A 24,633-nucleotide genomic window follows, 5' to 3' on the forward strand; every position below is an offset into this window, starting at 1 on the left:
CGGGAAAAACCTAGAAAAATCTGCAAGTTCGCGTGAAGGCAGCCAATCACTCACTCAATCCGTGGGGGTTTGGATACAATGGAGCGCTGAGTTTTAATTCCTGCAAAGCAGTTCATCCGAATAATAAGGCTGTTCATAACGTGATTGATCAATTCTGGAACCACTGTGTTGAAGCGCTTCGGAAGGAAATTCCAGCCCAACAAATCAAGCTGTGGATCGAACCACTGACTGTGGTTGAATTTGATGAAGACACCGCCAGCCTGAGCATGGCTGCCCCAAACCGCTTCAAGCTGGATTGGGTACTGAATAACTATGGCGGCCGTTTCAATGAACTGGCCACTGAGTTTTTTGGTTGCGACATGGCCATTCAATGGCAAGTGGCCGCCAAACAGGCCAGTCCTTTGGTGGCCCCTCCCCCGGCTTCGGCCAAAAACAACAGTGAAGCTGCCACGCAAGGTGCACCCAAGGTTGCCGCCGTCAAACGCGACGAAATTGCTGCCACAGTTTACGAACGCAGCCGTTTGAATCGTGACCTTTGTTTTTCCAATTTTGTCTCGGGCCGTGCCAACCAACTGGCCAGGGCTGCCGCTGAACAAGTGGCGTCCAACCCGGGCGTCAGTTATAACCCGCTTTTTTTGTATGGCGGGGTGGGCTTGGGCAAAACCCACCTGATTCACTCCATCGGCAATCGCCTGCTGGAGCAGAACCCCAATACGCAGATTCGTTACATTCACGCAGAACAATATGTCAGCGATGTGGTGAAGGCCTATCAAAAAAAGGCATTTGAAGAATTCAAACGCTCTTATTACTCGCTCGACTTGCTATTGATCGACGATATTCAGTTTTTCGGGGGTAAAAGCCGAACGCAAGAAGAGTTTTTCTATGCTTTTGAACAATTAATTGCGGCCAAGAAGCAAATTATCATCACCAGCGATACCTACCCCAAAGACATTCAGGGCATGGACGACCGGCTGATTTCCCGATTCAACAGCGGTTTGACTGTGGCGATTGAACCCCCCGAACTCGAGATGCGAGTGGCCATTCTGCTGAAAAAAGCCGAACAGCAAAAAATTATGTTTTCGGAAGACGTGGCCTTTTTTGTGGCCAAGCACATGCGCAGCAATATCCGCGAGCTGGAAGGCGCCCTGCGACGAATCATGGCATTTGCCAGTTTTCACAACAAGCCCGTGACCATGGACCTGGTGCGTGAAGCCTTGCGCGACATGATTTCAGTGCACCATGGCCAGGTGTCCGTGGAAAGCATCCAGAAAACAGTGGCTGATTACTACAAAATCAAGGTTGCAGACATGTTTTCCAAGCGCAGGCAGGCGCAAATTGTGCTGCCGCGCCAAGTGGCCATGTACTTGGCCAAAGAGTTGACCGAGAAAAGTTATGTAGAAATTGGTGAGTTGTTTGGCGGAAGAGACCACACCACCGTGCTGCATGCAGTAAACAAGATATCGGAATTGCGAAATCAATCCTCAGAGTTGAACCATGCGCTGCATGTGCTGGACCAAACCTTGAAGGGTTGATTTAGAATTGTGGATAACTGTGTAACAACCGTGCACAACAACACGAGTTATCCACAGAAAAAAAAGAACCCAGGAAATTCGAAAAAAGTTATCCACAGTATGCAGATCGAGTCCCAGAAGTTCTACACCAATTTTGAAAGAACCTAAGAAGCTCAATTCAAAGGGAAAAATAGAGTTGTCCACAGAATTGAATCAACTCTATTAACTAATCCTATAAGGAAATATTAAATGGAATTAATTCATAGCTCACGCGATGCATTGGTTCGAAAACTGCAAATCGTCAGCAACATCGTCGAACGTCGAAACACCTTGCCGGTGTTGGCCAACATTCTGTTGAAGAAACAGGGCGGCCTGCTGACACTGCTGTCTTCAGACATTGAAATGCAGATTGAAACCAGTGCTGAAGTGGGTGCAGGTGGTGAAGACACCGCAACCACTGTGGCTGCTAGAAAATTCCTGGATATTTTGAGATCGCTGCCTGAAGATTCAGATGTGATGGTGAAACTGGACGGCAAGAAGATGTCGGTGCAAGCCAAAAAAAGCCGCTTTGCACTGCAAACCCTGCCTGCAGAAGATTTCCCGCTGGTGCAGGAACCCAAGGAATGGGTCACACAAATTAGTTTGCCGCAGAAAATGTTGAAGAACCTGTTGGGCATGGTTCACTTCTCCATGGCTCAACAAGACCTGCGTTATTACCTGAATGGTGTTTTGTTGGTGATTGAAAGTGCCTGCGTTCGCGCTGTGGCTACCGATGGACACCGCCTGGCCTATGCCGATGCACCTGGTCAAGGCGGCACCGCCAAGCATGAGGTTATTATTCCGCGCAAAACCGTACTAGAGCTGTCGCGTTTGCTGAATGACACCGATGACACTGTAACCATTGATTTGGCGAGCAACCAGGCGAAATTCACCTTCTCGGATATCACCCTGATCACCAAGTTGGTGGAAGGCAAGTTTCCCGATTATCAACGGGTAATTCCCAAAACCCATCAGCACCACGTGGTTATTTCCCGCGACGCCTTGTTGCACTCGCTTCAGCGGGCCTCGATTTTGACCAGTGACAAATTCCGCGGTATTCGCTGGGTGTTGGGTGCCAATGGTTTGACCATTGTGGCCAACAACTCGGATCAGGAAGAAGCCCGGGATGAAATGGAAGTCGAATACCAAGGTCCCGAGATTGACGTGGGTTTTAACGTAAACTACCTGTTGGATGTGTTGAACAACCTCAAGTCGGAAACCGTGCAGTTTACGTTACAAGACGGAAACAGCAGTGCACTGGTGACCACCCCAGGCAAAGACGATTTCAAGTATGTCGTCATGCCCATGCGTATTTAAAACGACAATAAAACGAAAACAACAACACTCTTATGACTTCAGAAACACAGAATGGCGGTGACTTGCCCGTACAAGGCAACAACGCAGATTATGGCGAAGGTTCAATCCAGATTCTCGAAGGCCTGGAAGCAGTCCGAAAGCGTCCTGGCATGTACATCGGTGACACATCCGATGGTACCGGTTTGCATCACCTTGTGTTCGAAGTCGTTGACAACTCGATTGACGAGGCCTTGGCGGGTCACTGCGATGACATCGTGGTAACCATTCATGCAGACAATTCAATCAGCGTGACCGACAACGGGCGGGGCATTCCGACCGGCGTAAAGATGGATGACAAGAATGAGCCCAAGCGCTCTGCGTCTGAAATTGCGCTGACTGAATTGCATGCTGGCGGCAAATTCAACCAAAACAGTTACAAGGTTTCAGGTGGTTTGCACGGGGTGGGTGTTAGTTGTGTGAACGCCTTGTCGAGCTGGTTGCGTCTGATTGTTCGCCGTGAAGGCAAGGTGCATCAGCTGGAATTTGCCCGTGGTTTTGTTCAAAACAGAATCATTGAGCAGGTAGACGGTGTGGATGTGTCGCCCATGAAAATTGTGGGTACCACTGACAAGCGTGGTACGGAAGTTCACTTTCTGCCCGACACTGAAATTTTTCAGCACAACAACGATTTTCACTATGAAATTCTGGCCAAGCGCCTGCGTGAACTAAGCTTCCTGAACAATGGGGTGCGTATTCGTCTGAAAGACGAGCGCACTGGCAAGGAAGACGATTTCGCCGGCAGTGGCGGCGTGATGGGTTTTGTTGAATTCATCAATGCCAACAAGAAAATTTTGCATCCGAATACGTTTTATGCAGCGGGTGAACGCCCAGCCGAAACTTATGGTGGCATTCCCGGCACCAGCATTGGTGTTGAAGTGTCGATGCAATGGAACGACGGCTTTAATGAATCGGTGCTGTGTTTCACCAACAACATTCCGCAACGTGATGGTGGTACCCACCTGACCGGCTTGCGTGCCGCCATGACCCGAGTGATTGGCAAGTACATTGAAGTCAATGAAATTGCCAAGAAGCAGAAAGTGGAAGTGACAGGCGATGACATGCGCGAAGGCCTGTGCTGCGTGCTGTCGGTGAAAGTGCCTGAACCCAAGTTTTCGAGCCAAACCAAAGACAAACTGGTGTCCAGCGAGGTGCGTGCACCTGTAGAAGACATTGTGGCCAAGGTGCTCAGTGAGTTTTTGGAAGAACGGCCTAACGATGCCAAGCTGATTTGCAGCAAGATTGTTGAAGCAGCGCGTGCTCGCGAAGCTGCGCGCAAAGCGCGCGACATGACACGCCGCAAAGGTGTGCTGGACGGTGTTGGTTTGCCCGGCAAACTGGCCGATTGTCAGGAACGTGACCCCGCCAAATGCGAAATTTACATTGTTGAGGGCGACTCTGCGGGTGGTTCAGCCAAACAGGGACGTGACCGTAAATTTCAGGCCATTTTGCCGCTGCGCGGCAAGGTGCTGAACGTTGAAAAAGCACGATTCGACAAGTTGCTGACTTCGGAGCAAATTACCACGTTGATTACTGCCTTGGGTACCAGCATTGGCAAGGACGACTTCAACCTGGCCAAGCTGCGTTACCACCGCATTATCATCATGACCGACGCGGACGTGGACGGCGCACACATTCGTACACTTTTGCTGACTCTGCTTTATCGCCAAATGCCGGAATTGGTTGAACACGGCCATGTGTACATTGCGCAACCGCCGCTGTACAAAGTAAAGCACGGTAAAGATGAGCGTTACCTGAAAGACGATCAGGAAGAGGCGCAGTACATGCTGACCATTGCCATGGAAAAAGCGGCGCTGATTCCTGGTGAAGGCAAAGACCCAATCAAGGGTGAAGCACTGGAAGAACTGGCTCGACAGTTTGTGACTGTGGAAGCAGTGGTGCGTCGTTTAAGCCGAATGATCGATCCCGATGTACTGAACGCGATTGTGGAAGGCGTTGAACTGGATCTTGATTCAGAACAAGCATCCAAAGCCAGCGCAGCCCGTTTGCAGGCCGTACTCGACCCCGCAATCATGACTGTGTTTTCGCAGTTCGATGAGCAAAGTGACAAGCACCGTGTGTTGATTCACCGTCGCCACCATGGCAACGTGCGTGTCACCACAATCGATCCTGACTTTGTTCATGGTGCGGATTACCCCTTGTTGGCCCATGCCGCAAAAACCTTCAAAGGCTTGATTTCCGAAGGCGCCGAAATTCAGCGTGGCGAAGGTGAAAAGCAAAAGGTGCAAGCAGTGCAAAGCTTCCGCGAGGCCATGCACTGGTTGCGCGAACAAGCTGAAAAGGCAATTACCAAACAGCGCTACAAAGGTTTGGGTGAGATGAACCCGCAGCAGTTGTGGGAGACCACCATGGACCCCACAGTGCGCCGTTTGCTGCGTGTTCAAATTGAAGATGCGATTGCGGCAGATCAAATTTTCACGACCCTGATGGGCGATGAAGTTGAACCCCGTCGTGCGTTCATCGAGAGCAACGCTTTGAAAGCCGGCAATATTGACGTTTAAGCACAACGTCCTTGATCAGATAATCACAATCTTCGATTAAGCTCAAACCCCACACACTCTGTTGTGGGGTTTTTTTATTGGGGATGCAAATTCATGGAATCCAGCAAAGCAAGGTGGATCGGCCTGTCTGTTATTGCATTGGCTTGTGTACTTTATTCCATGGACCTGACGGTATTAAATCTCGCAATACCCGCAATTAGCGCAGACCTTCAACCCAGTAGCACGCAGCTACTTTGGATTGTTGATATTTATGGATTCATGGTGGCTGGTGCCCTAATCACTATGGGCACACTGGGTGACCGAATAGGTCGCAGGCGTTTGTTGATGATTGGTGCCGCTGCATTCGGTGTGGCTTCGGTTTTGGCGGCATTCTCAAACACTGCGGAAATGCTGATCGTGACCCGTGCTTTGCACGGTTTGGCAGGCGCCACAATTGCACCCTCCACACTTTCACTGATTCGAAACATGTTCGATGATCCCGCCGAGCGCATGAAGGCAATTGGTATCTGGATCAGCAGTTTTTCAATTGGCGCAGTGATGGGGCCTTTGGTCGGCGGGGTATTGCTGGAATATTTCTGGTGGGGCTCGGTTTTCTTGATCAATGTTCCGGTGATGATTTTGCTGTTGATACTTGCACCACGCCTGTTGCCTGAATACAAGGATGAATCTGCAGGTCGCATGGATCTGCCCAGTGCAGCGCTTTCACTCAGTGCGGTACTTCTCCTCATTTATGCACTGAAAAACACTGCCGAACAGGGCGTGAACACGATGGGCGCCTTGAGTTTCGGAGGGGGTTTGGCGCTTGGCGTTTGGTTTGTGCGCAGGCAGGCTAATTTGAGGGACCCATTGATTGATCTAAACCTGTTCAAGGCACCCGGCTTCAAGGCTGTGCTGGGCACTTACCTGTTGAGTTGCCTGACCATGTTTGGTGTTTATGTTTACATTGCCCAATACCTGCAATTGGTGCTGGGCTTGACACCTTTGGTGGCAGGTGCATGGACAGTGCCCTGGGCCCTGGCTTTTGTGGTGGGCACCAACATCACGCCTTGGCTGGCCAAACAATTGGGGCACGCCAAATTGGTTGTGTTTGGATTATTGGGTACGGCGATTGGCTTTGCAGGCCTGGCTTTGTTGAGCATTAAAGCGGATATGGGATTGCTGGTGTTGGCCACGGTGATACTTGCTTTGGGTTTGTCCCCAATGTTTACTTTGGGCACAGAATTGATCATCAGCAGTGCCCCACCCGAGAAGGCTGGCGCGGCTTCTGCATTGGCAGAAACCGGCGCTGAATTCGGAGGTGCCGTGGGCATTGCGGTATTCGGCAGCATAGGTGTGGCTATTTACCGTGATCGCATGGAGAGTTTATTAAACCCAGCCTGGCCGAGCGACATTCAGCGTGCGGCCCAGGACACTCTGGGTGGGGCCGTGGCTTCGGCCGTTCAATTGCCCGCGATTGAACAAATCAGTTTGTTACAGGCCGCCAGGCATGCCTTTATGGAAGGCATGCAACTGACTTCAATCGCTGGCGCGGTGCTCATGTTGCTGGCCAGTGTACTGGCGTACAAAAGCCTGAAACACCTGCCTACTGCGCATTAGGCGGACCCTTTAATTTTTCTTCAGGTTCCAGGTAACACGCATGCGGGCCACGCTGTGCCCGCTCGCATCGCTGACCTCCACTTCAACTGGAAAATTGATTTTTCCAGTGGTGCGGAGTGTCTTCTTCAGCGGTGAAATGGCTTGCGCCACCTTGGCCTGGGCATTGATCAGGCCAAGTGCGGGTTTCAGCACCTCAAATTCGACTTGGGCGGCCACTGGTCGAACTCCCAAAATAACCGAGGCAAAGCCACCCGCCATGGCTGCACCGGAGCAGGTCTCGGCCAAAGTAAACAGAGCGCCGTCAGCAAGCTTGCCGGTGTCGTCTAGCAGTTCGGGCTTCTGTGCCATTTCACAACGCGCCACGCCATCGCCCATGCTGCTTAACCGCACGCCACAGGCTTTGGCAAAAGGTACTTTGCCATCCATTTGCATCTTGACCAGGGGTCGCATGATCAGGGTAAGCAGTGTGTCCAGCATTATTGCTCTCCTTGGGTCAAGCGGAACTGAATGTGAAGTTCCGCCAAGGGTTCGTTGGCCTCGTTGTTCAAGGTGCTCACCGTGTGCGCCACTCTGTTGTCGAAATCAATTGTGGGCGCTGTGGTGTGGATCCAAACAGGCCCTTTCGCAGGTCGTTTGTAAGCGATTCTGCTGGTATAAGCCGCGATTTTCCAGCCATGGCTGTGCAGTGCCAATGCTTGTAGCAGTTGCATTTTTGCATCTGCTTGAGCGGCGGTAAACAAGGCGCCAGCATGGAGGGTTCCAATGTGGTTTTTCAGAAAAGAATCAAAACCCAGTTGAACATGTTCTTCTGAGTTTTTGTTCACAGTACTCAGTTTGGCAAACTGGAAAAAAGGACTGCTGGCCAATGTTTGGGCCAGGCGCGTGGTGTTCATTCAGTGTCTCCTTTGGGTTGCGAGAAACGCGTTTGTACGGCATTCAAAAACTTCAGCACGGTATCAATTTCTTCCGTGGTGAAACCTTCGACCAGTTGTTTGTTTAATTTGACCAACAAGGGTTTGGCCGCCTGCATTTTGTCCCTGCCTTTGTTGGTCATTCTCAGGTGAGCCACGCGGGCGTCCTCTTGTGAAACTACCCGTTCAATCAGTTTGGCGGTTTTCATGCGTTGCACCAGACCCGTCATGGCGGAGCTGTTCAAACCAAGCACTTCGCCAAGTTCTTGCATGGAAGCCTGTGGAAACTTGTCCAGCGCAAACAGCAAACTGACTTGTGCGGCCGGTACACCAATGGCTTGTTCAACGCCACTGTCGGCGTGGCGATAAAGTACAGCGCGCGCGCGGTTCAGCATGAAAAAAAGACGACGATCCATGTACATTCCAATTATTACGTATGCGTAATATATTGAAATTAAGTGGGGTCGTCAATTAATACGTGTGTGTAATAAATCAAACGGGGTTAGAACCTGGGTCGTTTACTGCGATAGACCTGTGAGTTCTCGCGGTGACTGAAAACCAATTGCCACAGCATGCCTTTGCGGGCACGGAAGTAAGCTGCGCAGGTCATCAGGTAATATGTCCACATGCGGTGAAAACGTTCATCGTAATTGGCTTGAAGTGTGGGCCAAGCCTTTTCAAAATTGGCATGCCAGGCCATCAGTGTTTTGTCGTAATCCGTGCCAAAATTGTGCCAGTCCTCCAGCACCAGTCTGCCGTCAACATGTTCGGCAATTTCGCTGGGTGAGGGAATTTTTCCGTTCGGGAAAATGTATTTGTCGATCCAGGGATCAGTGGCCTCGGTTTTATTAAAGCCGCCAATGGTATGCAACAAAAAAAGACCATCGGGTTTTAAAAGACGGTGCACCGCGTCAAAATAGGCTGGGTAGTTTTTTAAGCCCACATGTTCAAACATCCCCACGGACACCACTTTGTCGTATTGGCCTTGCAAGTCGCGGTAATCAATCAATTCAATTTCTACAGGCAAACCGGCACAACGCGCCCGGGCATATTGTTGTTGCTGCGCCGATACGGTGATACCCAGCACTTGCACATCAAAATGAGTTGCTGCGTACCAAGCCAACCCACCCCAGCCACAACCGATGTCCAGCAATTTTTCACCAGGCTGTAACTGCAATTTTTGGCAAATCATGTCGAGTTTGTGCAACTGTGCCTGTTCAAGATCCCGGGCTTGTTCCCAGTAAGCACATGAATAGATCATGAGCGGATCGAGCATGGCTTCAAACAGGTCATTGCCAGTGTCGTAATGGTGTTCACCCACTTGAAATGCGCGTGTGGGCGCTTGCAGATTAATGACTTTCTCGCGCAAAGCAAGCATTAACCATTGCATTTTGGTCCAGGCTTTGGTGTGTTCGTCGGCATTGTTTCGCATCAATCGAAACATCATTTCGTCGAGTCGCGCCACGGTCCACCAACCATTCATGTAGGCCTCGCCCAGGCCGATAGAACCATGGCTGAGTACAGCGTTGAACAAGCGTTCGTCGAGTATCTGAATGTCGTAGGGTTCAGTGCCGTTAATGTGTATGCCAGCGCTGTGCAACAGGCCTGCAATAGGCTTGGGTACCTTTTGGGCATCAACCAAATCGTGCGGGTGTGTTTTCATAGAACCTGTGAAGTGGCTATGACGACAAACCGATTATTGCAGACTTGACTAATGCTTGCCAAACAAGCTGTCGGAGTAAGAATTCAGCGTGCAAACCGGAATGTGGGAACTCCAGCCGGGGGTGTTTTGTTGATATTGCCTTCCCAGCCTTCTATCCGTGCAGCCACGTGTGCAAGCCCTTGAACCAGCAAGGTGGGTGCGGAAAGCAGGAACATCAGGATGCCAATGTTGGTCATGGAAAAATCCACCGGGAAATTCCCGTTGGTGCTGACAGTCGAGGGACCGCCTGTGGCGTCGGCGGCAATTGGAATGAAAGTACCGAAGATAAGTGCCAACACGGCGCCCCCGAAAAAGCGCCCCAGGCTGTTGCACATGGAACGTGACGCAGGGCTGGTACCCACAGCGTTGTTCACAAAAAGTGCCATGTTGTTGAATATTCGCGACAGGTTGGCATTCGATGCCAAGACCACATTCATGTTGAACAAACGCATGCCTTCGGCAATTTTTATACAAGCACGTGTGACGGGGCCGTATTGGTGAATATTTTTGGCCATGTACTCGCCTTTAAAACAGTTTTTTGCTGCTCTGCTGGGGTCGCTCATTTTCTTGGCATGTGCTTTTTGGTAGCTCTCGCTGGCCCATTTTCGCAAGGTGGGCGCTATGTGGGTGTTGGCCACGCGATCAAGCAATGCCGCGGGGTAGGCAAGTGTTTTAAGGGCAAAATTGTGGATGGCAGGCGCAAGAATTTCTTCGGTTTGTCGACGGGCATCTTGAATGGCTTTTGCATGCGGGTTGTTAACATCCATGTGGTCTACAGTGCTCGCCAGCGCAACATAGTGACTTTCTTTGGTGGTTACTGCTTTGGCATAGCGGTAGCGTGCCCAAAGGGTGGCTGATTCGCCTGCCGGTTTTTCAACCTGCATGTATTGCCCCAAAGCGGTTTTAAGAGCCTGCATGTTTTCAAGGTCGCTTTTGCCGGGGTCAATTGCGGCCAGTGCAGCATTCAAAACAATGGGAACGCCTTGAGCATCCAGACTGTTCGATTTGATTTTTTTCAGAATGTGATGTTTGCCCTGCATTGCTTTGGCCATGATCTGGATCAGCTCGGGTTTGCCTTTGATGGATTTGAGTTGTGACAGTATTTTTTGAAGATTTTCGCTGACGTCTTTTGAAAGGTTTTCTTTTTGTTTCGTGTTGACCTTGTGTTTTTGAACCGCGATTTGGCTGGCCAGGCCAGCGCAAAAGCCCAAGAAACCCAGGGCAGAAGAAGCCACCGGGAATGCGATGAGCAAAGTCAAAATACCCTGACCCAGGAAAGTGGCACTGTTGCTGGAGAGGCCCCGTATTGCGCTCAATAATTCGGTAGTGGCCACACCAACAAACCCCAGCAAACCAAACATGAGAATTTTGTTTTTGGTGCTTTTTTCATCAACGCCACTCGCGCCGGCGTTGCGCACGACGTTGTAACTCATGCCAGTGGGTGCGGCATTCATTTCGCACAGGCCATGCAAGGCATGGCTTAATTTGGAGAACCGGCGGGCCCACAGGTTGCGAGAGGTCGTACCGTTTTTCTTGTCGTAGTAATTGGGGCTGTAGCGAATGTAATCTTCCCGCATCAAGCGGTTTTGAACACCGCTTGAATTCCACACCGTGTCGTCATACTCGTCTTCTGTCAGTGCGCGGCCCAGCGCGTCTGATTTTTGGGTGGCTTGGTAATCTTTGCGCAGAATGGCTGCTTCGGAGTATTGTTTGGATTCAAAATGCGCTTTGGCAACCACTTGAATGGCACGTGTGGAGCTCACAAAGTCACAGATTTTTTTCCAGGCAGTGCGCTGTTTGTAGACGTCACCATGCACGTGTTTATTGCCTGATTTACGGGCAATATTGTTCTTCATCCCACGGTCAAGCGCGGGCGTGATCATGTTCGGTGAGACAGTAATTTGCAGGGCCACGACAGGTCTCCAGAACGCACAGTTCGAGTGCATTTCATTTTTTCTTTGACCCTAAACATGTCACAAACTGTGAATTTGTCCAAAAGCGGGCAAATAGGTGTCACTCGTTGTGTGTCACTTTATTCATTAAAGTTTGACAAAATCAGGGTTTCCCCTATTTTTTGTGCACCGCAATAGCGCAGTACTTGAACTCGGGAATTTTTCCGTCGGGGTCAAGTGCTGCGTGGGTTAGTTTGTTGATTGCTGCCTCGGCATAACAAAAAGGCACAAACACATGGCCCGGTGGTGTGCCCGTGTCGGCGCGTGCAAACAGTTCTACCTTACCGCGGCGGGATTGAAGCCGAATGGTGTTGCCAGCCTTAATGTTTAAGGCTTTTAAATCTTCGGGATGAAGCAGTGCGGTGGGTTCGGGTTCAATGGCATCCAGAACGCTGGCGCGACGGGTCATGCTGCCAGTGTGCCAGTGTTCCAGTTGTCGTCCGGTGATCAATACAAAGGGAAACTGGAGATCAGGTGTTTCAGCGGCCCCACGGTATCGGGCTGGCACCAGGCGAGCTTTTCCATTGGGTGTCGGGAAGTGCTCGGTAAACACCACGGCCTGGCCAATGTCTCCTTCATGGGCGCAGGGATAAACCAAAGCGTGCTCGCGTTGCAGGCGTTGCCAGGTGATGCCCTCAATGCTGTGCATGGCGCGGCGCATTTCATCAAATACTTCTTCCACACTGTTGTAATCCCAGTCCAGCCCCATGGCTTGAGCAATACTTTGAATAATCCAAAGGTCTTGCCGTGCTTGACCGGGCGGGTCGATGGCTTGTTGCCCAAGTTGAACCAGGCGATCGGTATTGGTGAAAGTGCCGGTTTTTTCAGGAAAGGCGCTGGCGGGTAAAACAACATCGGCAAGGCTTGCCGTTTCGGTCAGGAAGATGTCTTGCACCACCAGAAAATCGAGTGCGGCCAGTGCCTTTCGGGCATGGTTTAAATCGGGGTCAGACATGGCCGGATTTTCACCGAGTATGTACATGCCTTTGACCTCACCAGCGAGAATGGCTTGCATGGTCTCGACCACGGTGAGCCCGGGGGTGTTGGAAAGTGCTGTGTTCCAAAGGGCTTCGAACCGCTTTTGTGCTTCGGGATTGCACACCTGTTGGTAGTCCGGGTACATCATGGGGATCAGCCCGGCGTCTGATGCGCCCTGCACATTGTTTTGACCGCGCAAGGGATGAAGGCCCGTGCCAGGTCGACCAATTTGACCGGTGATCAGTGCCAGTGATATCAGGCAGCGCGCGTTGTCGGTGCCGTGGGTGTGCTGTGAAATGCCCATGCCCCACAAAATGATGGATGCACTGGATGTGGCATACAGGCGGGCCACTGCACGCAATTCAGCCGGTGAAATGCCACAGATGGATGACATGGCCTCGGGCGTACAACTGGCTACATTCGATTTCAGTTCCTGAAAGCCTTCGGTACGTTGATCAATGAATTCCCGATCAATCAGGTTTTCTTCGATGATGATGTGCAACAAGGCATTGAGCAATGCCACGTCACTGTCGGCCTTGAACTGTAAAAAATGGGTGGCGTGCCGTGCCAGGTCTGAACGCCTGGGGTCAGCCACAATCAGTTTGGCGCCGTTTTTAACCGCGTTTTTAATCCAGGTGGCGCCCACAGGATGATTCACTGTGGGGTTGGCACCAATTACGAAGATCACTTCGGCCTGGTTTACATCCATCACCGGGTTGGACACGGCTCCCGACCCAATACCCTCCAGCAATGCGGCCACTGACGAGGCGTGACACAGGCGGGTGCAGTGGTCAACATTGTTGGTACCAAAACCGGTGCGAACCAGTTTTTGAAACAGATAGGCTTCCTCGTTGCTGCATTTGGCGGAGCCAAAACCAGCCAGTGCATGGCCGCCATGCGTGGATTTAATTTGCTTGAACCGGCCGGCGATCAAGGCCAGTGCTTCGTCCCAAGTGGCTGGGCGAAATGCGCTATTCACTTGATCTGGATCCAGCAGATCGACCGGGTTTTTGGTAACTCCTTCGCGGCGAATGAGCGGTTGGGTGAGCCGTTGTTCATGATGAACATAGTCAAAGCCATAGCGTCCCTTGACGCACAGGCGGCCTTCATTGGCGGGCCCCTTGCGACCTTCGACACGCAAAATGGTATTGCCCTTCACGTGGTAAGTAAGCTGACAGCCCACACCGCAATAAGGGCATACGGAATCCACTGTTTTATCTGCGGGCTGGTGTGCCGCAGCTTTGGCTGGGCTCAACGCACCCGTGGGGCAGGCTTGTACGCATTCGCCGCAGGCCACGCAGGTGGATTGGGCCAGCGCATCACCTTGATCAAACACAATTGCGGCATGTTCACCGCGAAAAGCCAGGCCAATGACATCGTTCACCTGCACGTCCCGGCAGGCGCGCACGCAGCGGGTGCACTGAATGCAATCGTCCATGTTTACCGCGATGGCTGGGTGGGACAGGTCGGCAGGCACGGCTGCTCGCGCGTCAAACCGGCTGCCTTCAATCTCCATTTGCTGGCACCAGTGGGTCAATTCATTGTCGGTTTTCAGCGCTTTTGGGTTTGCATGGTTGGGCATGTCGGCCAGCAACAGTTCCAGCACCATTTTTTGCGCGGCGATGGCTTTGTTTGAATCAGTCTGCACCACCATGCCCGCTACGACCTGCCTGCAACACGAGGCGGCCAGGGTGCGCTCGCCCTCCACTTCGACCACGCAGGCGCGGCAGTTGCCAGCGGCTTCAAGGCCGGCTTTGTAGCAAAGGTGGGGTACCTGGATGCCTTCGCGTTGGGCAACTTGCAGCAGGGTTTCACCAGGCAGGGCTTCAACAGTTTCGCCGTTGAGCTGTAAGCGGATCATTTGCGAGGCGTTCATGATTGGCTGCCTCGTGGCTCGAATTCCAATTCCTGAGGAAAGTAGCGAATGACACAATCAATCGGATTGGGGGCCGCCTGGCCCAGACCGCAAATGGAGGCATCGCGCATGACGGCAGAAAGCTCCTGCAGCAAAGGCACATTCCACTTGGGTTGATTGATCAAGGCCAGGGCTTTGGCGGTTCCGGTGCGGCAGGGAGTGCATTGCCCGCAGCTTTCATGCACGAAAAACCGCATCAGATTGCGGGCCATGTTCACAGCGCTGTCCGCTTGAGAGAACACCACAACAGCCGCGGAGCCGATGAAGCAGCCGTGGGCTTGCAGGGTGTCGAAATCAAGTGGCACATCGGCCAGTACTGCAGGCAATATTCCGCCAGATGCTCCGCCTGGCAAATAGCCATAAAGGGTGTGGCCGGGCAGCATGCCATCGCAGTACTCGGAAATCAGCTCGTTCAGGGTGATACCTGCCGGGGCCAGGTGAACGCCAGGTTTATTCACGCGCCCTGATACAGAATACGACCGTAGACCACTTCGCCCGTGGCGACCCTGTTCGGAAAACCAGCCTGCCCCTTTTTCCAGGATCGCGGGTACCCAGTACAGGGTTTCAAAGTTGTGAACCAGTGTGGGTTTGTTGAACAAGCCCACCTGCGCAACGTAAGGTGGGCGTAGCCTTGGTAATCCACGTTTGCCTTCAATCGACTCCAGCATGGCCGATTCTTCACCGCAAATGTAGGCGCCTGCACCACGACGAAGTTCAATGGCGGGCATGTTGCTTATCGGCGGACTGGCTTTGAGGAGGGCCAGTTCGTTTTGCAGCATGGCCCGGCAGGCGTGGTATTCGTCGCGCAGGTAAATGTAAATGGTGCTGGCTTGCACGGCCCAGGCGGCAATCAGCATGCCCTCCAAAAACTGATGTGGGTTGTGTTCAAGGTAGCTGCGGTCTTTGAAGGTACCGGGTTCGCCTTCATCGATGTTCACAGCCATCAAACGGGGTGCGTTTTGCTCGCGCACAATGGCCCACTTTTTACCGGCTGGAAAACCCGCGCCACCCAAACCGCGCAAGCCTGAATTCGAGAGGGTGTTGATAAGCGATTCAACCGTGCGTTTCCCCGTTACACATTCGTGCAAAAGTTGATAACCCCCTGCGGCTTTGTATTGGGCTACACCAGTGTGGCGCGGTGGCAAGGCCGTGGTGTGCTGACCAAATGCTGCTTCCATAATTTCATGGTGATTGGCCCAGCCCATTTCATGCTGGCCCACAGCCACTGCCGGGGCTTGCTCGCAACGCCCAATGCAGGGTACCGCTTGAACCCGCACGGTGCTGCCAAGCAGTGCAGGCAATTTCTCAATCAGTTCTTCTGCTCCCGCCATGCAACAAGACGGGCCATTGCACACACGCACAGTGAGATCGTGGTTTGCGGAGTGTTCGGAGTCCACCACATCGAAGTGATGGTAGAAGGTAGCCACTTCGAACACTTCGGTTTGTGACAACCTCAGGCATTCAGCCAGCGCGGCCAGGTGAGGTTTGGGCAGACAGCCCAAGTGGTCTTGCAGTTGGTGAAGGTATTCAATCAGCAGGTCGCGGCGCAGCGTTTCTTGGCCCACAATGGCAAGGACTTCGGACACGCAGTGGGGGTTTGCTTGACGACCTTTGGGTTTGCCGCGGTGTTGTTGCGTAAAGTCAACAGCAGTTGCAATCGGTATGATTGCTGGGTTCATCTCATCTCCGCCTTCTGTTGTTCGCCCTATTAGGCCGCTATTGAACTTACACAGTCCTTTCTAGGACCAAGGGGTTGCGGTGAAGTTCATCGTAAACCTGCAGCTCAATTTGCCGTTAGTGGATTCTGTCAACCCAAGTTTGCTGCACTGCGGTAGCATCCTGTTCTTGAATCAGTTTTCGAAAAATGTGTATGAAAAACAAGCCTTTTGGCATTTTCCTGGCGTCCATGTTGGCCTTGGTGTTGTCTGCCTGTGCCACGGTTGCACCGCCAGTTGCGCCTTTGCCTGAACCTGTACCGGCTGCCCAGGCTCAAGACCCGGTTGTACCGAAAACCCGCGAGCCTGTGATTGCCTTGGTGCTGGGCGGCGGTGGTGTGAAGGGTTTTGCCCATGTGGGTGTGATCAAGGTGCTGGAAAGCCACGGTATCAAACCCAGCATTGTGGTGGGTACCAGTGCAGGCAGCTTTGTGGGTGCTTTGTATGCCAGTGGCATGAACGCTTACACCTTGCAAAGCGTAGCTTTGGGTATGCAGGAAGCCGACATTCGCGACCTGACCTTGAGCAGCCAGGGGTTCTTGATAGGCGACAAATTGCAGCAGTATGTGAATACGCAAGTGAAGAACAAGGCCATTCATCAGTTCCCGATTCGTTTTGCAGCTGTGGCCACCGACCTAGAAAGCGGTGAGAAGGTTGCCTTTAACTATGGAAACGCTGGGCAGGCAGTGCGTGCGTCGTGCAGCATTCCAAACGTGTTTTTACCTACCCGTATCGGAAAACGCCAGTTTGTGGATGGTGGTTTGGTAAGCCCTGTACCTGTGCTGACTGCCCGTGAAATGGGCGCCGATGTGGTGATTGCGGTGGATATTTCTGCAAAACCACGCACTGGAGCAGGTGCCATGGGATGGTGGGGGTTGCTCGACCAAAGCATCAATATTCTGAGCCAACAAGCCATTCGTGCCGAGTTGGCCCGGGCCGATGTGGTGATACAACCCAGTGTGCAACATGCTGATGCATTGAATCTGGACCAGCGCCATGAGTTTTTGCTGGAAGGCGAAAAAGTGGCGCAGAAACTGGTGCCAAAAATTCAGGCTGCCATACAGGGAAGTCGCGAACGGCTGATGGCACAGGCAAACCCGCAGGCACGGCTCTAAATTTTCGCAGTACAATGCCTTGATGACAAAAGAAAAAACAGGGCATGCAGACATGGGTTCGCTGACGGACAAACCCACAATTTTGATCGCTGAAGACCACCCCATGATTTCGATCATGTTGGCTGACATGATCGACCAGCTGGTCACCCACAGTGAAATTATTGTGGTGGAAAGCATGGAGAAGGCCAGAGCCATTCGGGCTGAGCCAGACTTGGTCATTGCCGATCTGGACCTCCCCGACTCCAAGGGCGTGGGTACCATCAACACCTTTGCAGTGCTGTTTCCACAATGCCCAAAACTGATTTGTTCGGGCGTGCTCGACAAAAACCTGGCGCGTGAGGCTGAGCGGGCTGGCTATTTTTACGTGAACAAGGCCAGCACCTACCCTGAACTGCTTCGTGCCCTTCAAAATTTGCTGATACAGGCGGGTGTGCTTGACGATGTGCCCAAAGGCGCGGAGAAGGCTGCCAACGAATACCATTCCAACATTTATGCCCCGGGGTCGGACAAACCCTTGACCTGGAAGCAGGTGGAAATCATGCGCAAAACCGCCGAAGGCTTGTCGGCCAAGGAAGTGGCGCGTGAAATGGACATCAGCCCGGATACGGTGCGTGGGCACATCAAGGAAATATTCTTGCGCTTGGGTGCAAAAAACAAAGGTCAGGCTGTTGATATTTTCATTCGGGCTGAACGCAAAGCGCGCTTGCTCGATTCTTGAACACCGCTGGCTGGGAGGCCAAGATGATCCGTTCGATGCGTTCCTTACTTGCCTTTTTCGTGGCCCTGTTTGCCTTGGTATTCACCGGTACAGTGGCGGCCGCGGATTTAAGCGGCATCACCAGCAAAGAGGCAGTAACTGCCTTGCGTACCACGCTCAGCAAAGGTGCCGATGCCGCAGTGGGCAGCTTGGGCAAGGCCGATGGTTTTTTGGGCAACCCGGCTGTGCGAATTAAACTGCCGGAGTACCTGGAGAACAGCAAGGGTTTGCTGAAAATGGTGGGCATGGGTTCACAGCTGGATCAAATGGAAATCAGCATGAACCGCGCGGCGGAAGCGGCGGTGCCACAGGCCAAAGCCGTACTGAAAAAGACCATTCAAAACATGACAGTTGAAGACGCCAAACAAGTACTGAGTGGCGGTGATACCGCAGTGACGGACTTTTTCAGAAGCAAATCCCAGGCCGATTTGTACACCCAGCTGCTGCCGATTGTGAAAGGCAAAACCGCGCAGGTGGGTTTGGCCCAGCAATACAATGCCTTGGCCGAGAAGGGCAGCCGCTTTGGCTTGGTGAAGGCCGAAGACGCCAACCTGGAGGGCTATGTCACCAACAAGGCGCTTGATGCGTTGTTTTTAATGGTGGCTGAGGAAGAGAAAGCGATTCGGGCCAACCCGGTTGCGGCGGGCAGTGCCGTGCTTAAAAAAGTGTTCGGGAGTTTGAAGTGAAGAAAATGATTCATTTGGCGGTTTTGTCTGCCGCCGTGGCTTTGGCAGCCTGTTCTGAACATCATGACCATGGTGCAGAGTCGGGCCATTCTCACGATGCGCCTGTTGTAGCAGAGCAGGCGGCAGCACCCGCGCAGGTGCAAGACGGAATTTCGGTTCAGAACGCCTGGGTGCGCCCCACTGTGGGCGAGCAGGACGCCACTGGTGCCTATTTGACCATTACCAGTCAGGAACCCATGTCCTTGGTTGGCGTGGCCACCCCGGCCGCTGAAATTGCCGAAGTGCATGAAATGAAAATGGACGGCGACATCATGCGCATGCGCATGGCCGAGCGCATTGAAATGAAGGCGGGCGAGCCGCTGGAACTCAAGCCGGGTGGCTACCATGTGATGCTGATGGCTTTAACCGCACCGGTTGAGGTTGGCCAGGAAATTGAACTGAGCCTGCAATTTGAGAAAGCCGATGGCAGCAAAATTGAAATGCCGGTGAAAGCGGTGGCAGGCCAGAATGCAGCAGGTGACCACCACAGCCATGGTGGCGGCGGTGATCACAAACACTAAATGCCCAGCTTTGCCTTAGAAGGCCAGTTTTACACCCACCAGCGCAGAGCGCCCGCCCAGCGGCGTATAACCGCGCACGGTGTTCAGCGTTGTGGCTGAAAACGCCAGCTCATCAGTCAGGTTTTGAAGGTTGGCGAATACTTCGCCACCGGTGCGGCCCCAGGTGAATGCCTTGCCGATTCGCAAGTTCACCAACTCGTAACCTTCCACTTCAACATCGCCTGAACCCGCTTTGCTGTCGCTGACCCAAATCAGTTCAGGCGTAACGGTCCAGCCACCTTGTGTATAAGCGGCGCTGGCCACCACACGTTGCGGGCTGATGCGGGGAAGGTTGCCGCCCCCATCGGTGCGTTTGCCACGTACAAGGTCGTATTGAATGGACGGCTGCAGCTTGCCAGCACCCATGGCGTAGGCGGTTTGATATCCCAGTTCAATGCCTTGAAATTCTGCGGGAACCGCCGTGAAGTCGAACACTTGAATGGGCGGTTCTCCGGGCGCTTCAATAAACTCGGCATCGGCACCTGTGCGTCCAATCAAGGCAATGTAATTGCTGTATCGGCTTGCGAAGGCAGTGGCATTGAATTTGGATTCACCTTGTGCCCAAGTGCTGGTTAATTCCAGGTGGCGGCCGCGTTCTTCCTGCAAATTCGGATTGCCTTTCTCGTAGGCATCTGTGGCCACATGCACACCATCGGCATACAACTCGAAGCTGGAGGGCGCACGCTCCACCCGAGACACCGAACCACCCAGCGACCAGCCGTTGCCAATAGGCGCTGTATAGCCCAAAGAAACGGAACTTGGGCTGAAACTGCGGTTAATGCCAGGACCCGCATCTACACCGGCACCCGCCACCGGGCCATTCAGGGGCGACAAACCACTGGTGGCTGCATTCACATCCACTTGGTCTCCACGCAGACCGAATTCGAACACTCCGCTGTTTTCCTGTCCGCGGCTGGCGCGGAAGATGGTGAAGAGCCCGGTTTGATCGGTGCTGGTGCTGGGCACAAAGGCTTCATCCCCAATCGCCGAAAAATCGGTCCGCTCAAACTGCACGCCAGTGCTGGTGTTGATGTTCATGCCGGCAATTGAAAACGGCTGCAAGGCCACTTCCACGCGGCCGTCCACGCCATCGTTCACAAACAGGGTGGCCGGCGCACCGTCTTCAAATTCCTGGTGCTGGTAATCGGTTTTGGCCAAGCGGTATTTCACTTGTTTAAAGGCAGCATTGTTGAAATTTTGCTCACCTTCCAGTGCATAGCGTTCGCTTTCCATGCCAATGCGCACATCGAGGGATTTCGGTACACCGTATTCGTTGTTGTAACGTTCAGCCGACACGCCAATATAGCCATTGCCGGTTTGGAACGAGGCTCCGATGGCTGCACCATCGGATTTCGAGGAGGAGTTTTGAACCCGGTTGCCCGTGACACCGTCGGGGTCGGTGAACGTGGGGGTTTCAAGGTCGCGCGTGGTTCGTTTGAATCCATCCAGATGAATGCTGACCCCCTGCCCCAAGCCGGCATCCAGCTTAAAGCCGCCGGCAGTTTGATCGGCTGCGCCGCCGCCTAGCAAGTTGACTTCACCCTGAAGACCTTGCACAGGCTTGCGTGCAATACGTTGGTCGACCAGGTTCACTACACCGCCGACCGCATTGCCGCCGTAGGCCAGCGCAGCAGGGCCACGAAGGATTTCAACCTGGTGCAATGCGAAGGGATCTACAGGCAGGGCATGGTCGAAGCTGAGTGCAGACACATCAACCGTGGCGGCTGAATTGCGCAGAATCTTGATTCGGTCAGAGTCTTGGCCACGCACAATGGGGCGGCTTGAATTGGGGCCGAAACCTGTGGCGGACACTCCCGGTTGATAGCGCAATGCCTCGCCCACGGTGCTGGCACCATTGGCATTCAGCTCATCGGCGGTAATGATTGAAAAAGGTTTGGTGATGGATTCTGCTTGTTCGGTTGTGCCGGTGACCACCACGGATTCAAGCAAGGCTTCTTGGGCCAGGGCCTGGGTTTGCGCAATAAAAAGCAAGCTGGCCAGCGCCACGGCACGGCGCTGAAATTGGGATTTGTTCATGTTCTTTCCTGAAATACATCACGCCGCTGTCCGGCCTGGTTTTGATAACAAAAAGGCTCGGAAAGCGACAAAAAATAAGGGGATTGTTTACTTCAGGAAAAACTGGGCGGGTCGCGCACCCGCACCCGTTGCGCGAACAGGGTATTTCTGGGCGCTGCGACCGCACTGCTTTGAATGCCCAGTTGGGCCAGCAGGGGCAATGCACAGCCGGTGGGTGGATTGGAAACTGCGGCCTGTGCGGTGGCAAGCCCATCGAACAGCAGGCAGGAATGCAGTAAATCGCTGGCGGCAGCGTGTTTGCTGTTGTGGCTGTGGGCGTGGCCGTGCGATTCGGCTTGCAGCGTGTCCCGGTGCTCAATGCTGTGGGCAAGACCTGCCCATTGCGTGGCCAAAACGGCCAGCGCGATCAGCATGTGTTGGAACCAGCGGGTGCGCATTGGGGAAATCACTTCGTTTGACTGCAATTTGAGTAGTTTAACAAACCTGTCAAGAGGGCGCTGGTGTGGTTCACGGTGAAGGGTGTCCGGCTTTGCGGCGCATCTCCGCCAAGCGTTTGTCTTTCAGGGTCCAGATGTTGCCAATCCAGGTTTTAAACCGGTTCTTGAATTCAAGGTCGTTGCGAAAGTCGCCTGCGATCATGTCGGCAGGAATGGGCAGAATTTCAACATGCACTTGCATATTGGGTTGCTTCCCGCACAGCCAACTCCAAGTGATGTTGCCCTGGCTGGGGCCATAGGCAATGGTGACATTCACCATGCCTGCAAACTGCTCACCCATGGCATTCAGCGACGCGGACAAGCCACCGTATTTGGGGCCCAGCAGGCGAGTGTAAGGTGATTTGGTTTTGGCTTTTTTGGCGGGTGTAAAGCGGGTACCTTCCAGAAAGTTGATCACGGTAACCGGGCTTTCTTTGTATACCTCGCAGGCTTTGCGGGTGGTTTCCAGGTCCTGGCTGGCCAGCACCGGGTTGCGTGCAATGGCGCCACGGCTGTGGCGCTTCATGAAGGGGAAATCCATGGCCCAGCACACCACGCCCACAATGGGAACCCAAATCAGTTCTTTCTTCAGAAAAAACCGGCCAAAAGGCGCATGGCCATGCAGCACATCGAACAAGACCACAATGTCGGCCCAGGCAGTGTGGTTGCTGATCACCAGATAACTGCTGTGCGGTTTGAAGTCGCCATGAATCTCAACCTGCCCCTGTTGACCGTGCAGCAGTTTGTAAAGTTGCTTGTCCGAGCCTACCCACCAGGTTGCAATTTGCACACAGCAGTTCGATGCCAAGCGTTGCACCCTGTACACCGGCACAAGGCGCAACACGATAAACGGGAACATCACGATGAACCAGAAGGTGATGCACAGGCTCATCAGGGTGACGGTGAGGACACCGATGATAGGGGCAGGAAGAATTCTGGACAGAGGCACTTTGGGGATCCGGGGTGTAGTAGCTTTGCGGGCTGTTCAATCAAACAGCCCGGATCTTACCCCAGAAACCCTTAAACACCCAACAGGCCGGTGACCACGTCCACGGGGTAAATTCCCTGTGGCGTAATGCGGTTGGCACCGTCGGCTACCTCGAAGGTGGCAGACAGGGTTTCAGAGCCGCCGCGCTCGAGAATGGTGCTGACTGCCCAGTATTCGCAAGTGGTTTTGTCCTCAGCCACGCGCAGCACGCTGTAACCGCGTTCGGTGACGTTTACATGCTTGATGTGTGGGCTGGTCAAGCGAATGGCCTGAATGATCTGGTTGGGCAGATCCAGGCCAGGTGATGTGACAGAGGTCACTACAAACTCGGTGGCCACGCTCCCTTGCCCGGTAATGGGGTTGTAGCCGCCTACCGCATCAATCGGTTGGTTGGGGTTGTCCGTGATGTCGGCCACCCAGGCAGTGTGCACGTCGCCGGTCAAAATCACCACGTTGTTGATGGCCTCGCCACCATCGTCGCCGCGCAGGGCATTGATGATGCGCTGGCGCTCGGCGCTGTAGCCGTCCCAGGCGTCGCCATTCAGGCCCGACGGCGCAAGCAACTCGCCCAATTGCGCAGGTGCGGGGTTGTTCAAGCCGGGTTTGATGATCCACTGGTGAAACACCACCTGGTTGCCTATCAGCTTCCACTGGGCTTGCGAGGCACGCATGCCGTTGATCAAGAAGTTGTACTGCTCTTCACCAATCATCGTGCGGTCGGGCTGGCTGGAAACTCCATCGGTGGGGTTGATGGGTGTGGCGGCTTCAAGGTCGCGGTCGAACAGGCGGGTGTCCAGCATGAACATGTCGACCATGTCGCCAAACTGCACGCGGCGGAAAATCTTGGCGCGGTTACCGGGTTCGGGCAAGCGAATTGGCATCCATTCGTCGTACGCGCGCTGGGCAAAACCCTTGCGTTCTTCCCACACACCTTCTGCACCTTCGGTGTGGTTTTCTGCGCCGTCGCGGTAGGAGTTGTTGGTCGATTCGTGGTCGTCCCAAATGGTGATGAAGGGAAAGCGCTGGTGCAGCTTTTGCAGGTCTTCATCGCGCTTGTACTGGGCGTGGCGGGTGCGGTAGTCGGATAGCGTGATTATTTCTGTCGCCGGTTCATACTCGCGCACGTTGCCATACTGGCCTGTGCCGTATTCGTAAATGTAGTCGCCCAGGTGAATAATGGCGTCAATGTCATCGCGCTCGGCCAGTTTGGCATAGGCATTGAAAAAGCCATGGGCCAGGCTGGAGCAGCTCACCACGCCAAAATTCAGCGGGCGCTTGTTGCCGGCGGCGGGTGTTGTGCGGGTGCGGCCCACCGGGCTGGCTTTGCCGTTGCTGCGGAATTGGTAGAAATAAACAGTGTCTTGTTCAAGACCGTCGCAAATCAGCTTCACGGTGAAGTCTTGCGCGGCAGTGGTTTGAAAGTCCATGGACTTCGCAAACATGGTCAAGGCTTCGTCTTTGAACACATCCACGCGGCCAGCAATGGTGCGGTCTGTATTCTCCGGCGTGATTCTGGTCCACAGCACCACGCTGTCGAATGCAGGGTCGCCACTGGCCACACTGTGCAGAAACTGCACATTCTGCGTGGGGGTGTTGTCACTGGGTGTGGTGCGGTTATCGGTTGCTGTGGTCGAATCGTTGTCACTGCCACAACCCTGCAGCAGGCTTAGCCCGCCAACGCTGGCAGTACCAATACCAAGACCTTTGAGGAAGGAGCGGCGTGTTATGCCCGGGCGTTTTTGAATTCGACTGCGTTTGCGGCGTGGACCTGACATGGCGTG

Annotated in this window: 19 protein-coding genes; 8 read left to right on the forward strand and 11 right to left on the reverse strand. The window is 53.4% G+C overall.

Going from position 1 to position 24,633, the window contains the following annotated elements:
- The first annotated feature begins 143 nt into the window (after positions 1-143).
- The 4 genes from dnaA (at position 144) to B4C79_RS03620 (ending at position 7,021) form a co-directional block, all read left to right on the forward strand.
- Positions 144-1,532 carry a chromosomal replication initiator protein DnaA gene (dnaA, locus tag B4C79_RS03605; RefSeq protein WP_171101578.1) on the forward strand — a complete coding sequence of 463 codons (1,389 nt, stop codon included), beginning with the start codon at positions 144-146 and terminating at the stop codon, positions 1,530-1,532.
- Positions 1,533-1,760: 228 nt separating this feature from the next.
- Positions 1,761-2,867, forward strand: a complete 1,107-nt coding sequence (gene dnaN / locus B4C79_RS03610) for a DNA polymerase III subunit beta (protein ID WP_291739301.1) — start codon at positions 1,761-1,763, stop codon at positions 2,865-2,867.
- Positions 2,868-2,899: 32 nt separating this feature from the next.
- The gene (gyrB, locus tag B4C79_RS03615) at positions 2,900-5,425 is read left to right on the forward strand and encodes a DNA topoisomerase (ATP-hydrolyzing) subunit B (RefSeq protein ID WP_105027771.1); all 2,526 of its coding nucleotides are present in this window, start codon (positions 2,900-2,902) and stop codon (positions 5,423-5,425) included.
- 93 nt (positions 5,426-5,518) lie between these two features.
- Positions 5,519-7,021 carry an MFS transporter gene (locus B4C79_RS03620; RefSeq protein ID WP_291739300.1) on the forward strand — a complete coding sequence of 501 codons (1,503 nt, stop codon included), beginning with the start codon at positions 5,519-5,521 and terminating at the stop codon, positions 7,019-7,021.
- A 9-nt stretch (positions 7,022-7,030) separates the two neighbouring features.
- On the opposite strand, the gene B4C79_RS03625 is transcribed toward B4C79_RS03620, so the two are convergent.
- The 7 genes from B4C79_RS03625 to B4C79_RS03655 all read right to left on the reverse strand — a co-directional run bounded on the left by B4C79_RS03625 (position 7,031) and on the right by B4C79_RS03655 (position 16,158).
- The gene (locus tag B4C79_RS03625; RefSeq protein WP_291739299.1) at positions 7,031-7,498 is read right to left on the reverse strand and encodes a PaaI family thioesterase; all 468 of its coding nucleotides are present in this window, start codon (positions 7,496-7,498) and stop codon (positions 7,031-7,033) included.
- Entirely contained in the window at positions 7,498-7,914 is a 417-nt protein-coding gene (locus B4C79_RS03630) for a PaaI family thioesterase (RefSeq protein WP_291739298.1), read from the reverse strand. The genes B4C79_RS03625 and B4C79_RS03630 overlap by 1 nt, the downstream gene beginning before the upstream one ends.
- Entirely contained in the window at positions 7,911-8,348 is a 438-nt protein-coding gene (locus tag B4C79_RS03635) for a MarR family winged helix-turn-helix transcriptional regulator (RefSeq protein ID WP_291739297.1), read from the reverse strand. Before B4C79_RS03635 ends, B4C79_RS03630 begins: the two co-directional genes overlap by 4 nt.
- A gap of 86 nt (positions 8,349-8,434) precedes the next feature.
- A complete protein-coding gene (gene cfa / locus B4C79_RS03640) occupies positions 8,435-9,595 on the reverse strand; it encodes a cyclopropane fatty acyl phospholipid synthase (RefSeq protein ID WP_171096896.1) in 1,161 nt (386 codons plus the stop codon).
- 83 nt (positions 9,596-9,678) lie between these two features.
- On the reverse strand, positions 9,679-11,547 hold the full coding sequence (locus B4C79_RS03645) for a hypothetical protein (protein ID WP_291739296.1): 1,869 nt from the start codon (positions 11,545-11,547) through the stop codon (positions 9,679-9,681).
- 154 nt (positions 11,548-11,701) lie between these two features.
- Positions 11,702-14,440 (reverse strand): formate dehydrogenase subunit alpha, encoded by a 2,739-nt coding sequence (gene fdhF / locus B4C79_RS03650; RefSeq protein ID WP_291751341.1) that lies wholly within the window; start codon positions 14,438-14,440, stop codon positions 11,702-11,704.
- Positions 14,437-16,158 carry an NADH-ubiquinone oxidoreductase-F iron-sulfur binding region domain-containing protein gene (locus B4C79_RS03655; protein WP_291743164.1) on the reverse strand — a complete coding sequence of 574 codons (1,722 nt, stop codon included), beginning with the start codon at positions 16,156-16,158 and terminating at the stop codon, positions 14,437-14,439. The genes fdhF and B4C79_RS03655 overlap by 4 nt, the downstream gene beginning before the upstream one ends.
- Before the next feature lie 191 nt (positions 16,159-16,349).
- Here B4C79_RS03655 and B4C79_RS03660 point away from each other — a divergent pair, with 191 nt between their 5' ends.
- The 4 genes from B4C79_RS03660 to B4C79_RS03675 are packed head-to-tail and all read left to right on the forward strand — an operon-like array spanning position 16,350 to position 19,312.
- The gene (locus tag B4C79_RS03660) at positions 16,350-17,309 is read left to right on the forward strand and encodes a patatin-like phospholipase family protein (RefSeq protein ID WP_171096904.1); all 960 of its coding nucleotides are present in this window, start codon (positions 16,350-16,352) and stop codon (positions 17,307-17,309) included.
- Between the two features lie 22 nt (positions 17,310-17,331).
- On the forward strand, positions 17,332-18,027 hold the full coding sequence (locus tag B4C79_RS03665) for a response regulator transcription factor (RefSeq protein WP_171096906.1): 696 nt from the start codon (positions 17,332-17,334) through the stop codon (positions 18,025-18,027).
- 23 nt (positions 18,028-18,050) lie between these two features.
- Positions 18,051-18,752: a DUF4197 domain-containing protein gene (locus B4C79_RS03670; protein WP_291743162.1), complete on the forward strand. Its 702-nt coding sequence runs from the start codon at positions 18,051-18,053 to the stop codon at positions 18,750-18,752.
- A 5-nt stretch (positions 18,753-18,757) separates the two neighbouring features.
- On the forward strand, positions 18,758-19,312 hold the full coding sequence (locus B4C79_RS03675; RefSeq protein WP_291743169.1) for a copper chaperone PCu(A)C: 555 nt from the start codon (positions 18,758-18,760) through the stop codon (positions 19,310-19,312).
- Positions 19,313-19,327: 15 nt separating this feature from the next.
- Here B4C79_RS03675 and B4C79_RS03680 read toward each other — a convergent pair whose 3' ends face one another.
- The 4 genes from B4C79_RS03680 to B4C79_RS03695 all read right to left on the reverse strand — a co-directional run bounded on the left by B4C79_RS03680 (position 19,328) and on the right by B4C79_RS03695 (position 24,627).
- The gene (locus B4C79_RS03680; protein WP_291743159.1) at positions 19,328-21,388 is read right to left on the reverse strand and encodes a TonB-dependent receptor; all 2,061 of its coding nucleotides are present in this window, start codon (positions 21,386-21,388) and stop codon (positions 19,328-19,330) included.
- A 92-nt stretch (positions 21,389-21,480) separates the two neighbouring features.
- A complete protein-coding gene (locus B4C79_RS03685) occupies positions 21,481-21,837 on the reverse strand; it encodes a hypothetical protein (protein ID WP_168426850.1) in 357 nt (118 codons plus the stop codon).
- Between the two features lie 58 nt (positions 21,838-21,895).
- Positions 21,896-22,813, reverse strand: coding sequence for an acetyltransferase (locus B4C79_RS03690; protein ID WP_171096913.1), 918 nt, complete (start codon positions 22,811-22,813; stop codon positions 21,896-21,898).
- 71 nt (positions 22,814-22,884) lie between these two features.
- Positions 22,885-24,627, reverse strand: coding sequence for an alkaline phosphatase D family protein (locus B4C79_RS03695; protein ID WP_291743154.1), 1,743 nt, complete (start codon positions 24,625-24,627; stop codon positions 22,885-22,887).
- Positions 24,628-24,633 lie beyond the last annotated feature (6 nt).

It is taken from the genome of Limnobacter sp. UBA7229 (genome assembly GCF_002473065.1).
In the GTDB taxonomy this organism is placed as follows: Bacteria; Pseudomonadota; Gammaproteobacteria; order Burkholderiales; family Burkholderiaceae_B; genus Limnobacter; species Limnobacter profundi.

Bases quoted from the DNA above. Each gene is read 5' to 3' on its own strand.
- dnaN (WP_291739301.1), top strand. From the start codon at position 1,761: ATGGAATTAATTCATAGCTCACGCGATGCATTGGTTCGAAAACTGCAA.
- B4C79_RS03675 (WP_291743169.1), top strand. From the start codon at position 18,758: ATGATTCATTTGGCGGTTTTGTCTGCCGCCGTGGCTTTGGCAGCCTGT.
- gyrB (WP_105027771.1), top strand. From the start codon at position 2,900: ATGACTTCAGAAACACAGAATGGCGGTGACTTGCCCGTACAAGGCAAC.
- B4C79_RS03695 (WP_291743154.1), bottom strand. From the start codon at position 24,627: ATGTCAGGTCCACGCCGCAAACGCAGTCGAATTCAAAAACGCCCGGGC.
- B4C79_RS03630 (WP_291739298.1), bottom strand. From the start codon at position 7,914: ATGAACACCACGCGCCTGGCCCAAACATTGGCCAGCAGTCCTTTTTTC.
- cfa (WP_171096896.1), bottom strand. From the start codon at position 9,595: ATGAAAACACACCCGCACGATTTGGTTGATGCCCAAAAGGTACCCAAG.
- B4C79_RS03620 (WP_291739300.1), top strand. From the start codon at position 5,519: ATGGAATCCAGCAAAGCAAGGTGGATCGGCCTGTCTGTTATTGCATTG.
- B4C79_RS03635 (WP_291739297.1), bottom strand. From the start codon at position 8,348: ATGGATCGTCGTCTTTTTTTCATGCTGAACCGCGCGCGCGCTGTACTT.
- B4C79_RS03625 (WP_291739299.1), bottom strand. From the start codon at position 7,498: ATGCTGGACACACTGCTTACCCTGATCATGCGACCCCTGGTCAAGATG.
- B4C79_RS03665 (WP_171096906.1), top strand. From the start codon at position 17,332: ATGACAAAAGAAAAAACAGGGCATGCAGACATGGGTTCGCTGACGGAC.
- fdhF (WP_291751341.1), bottom strand. From the start codon at position 14,440: ATGAACGCCTCGCAAATGATCCGCTTACAGCTCAACGGCGAAACTGTT.
- B4C79_RS03655 (WP_291743164.1), bottom strand. From the start codon at position 16,158: ATGAACCCAGCAATCATACCGATTGCAACTGCTGTTGACTTTACGCAA.
- B4C79_RS03670 (WP_291743162.1), top strand. From the start codon at position 18,051: ATGATCCGTTCGATGCGTTCCTTACTTGCCTTTTTCGTGGCCCTGTTT.
- B4C79_RS03680 (WP_291743159.1), bottom strand. From the start codon at position 21,388: ATGAACAAATCCCAATTTCAGCGCCGTGCCGTGGCGCTGGCCAGCTTG.
- B4C79_RS03660 (WP_171096904.1), top strand. From the start codon at position 16,350: ATGAAAAACAAGCCTTTTGGCATTTTCCTGGCGTCCATGTTGGCCTTG.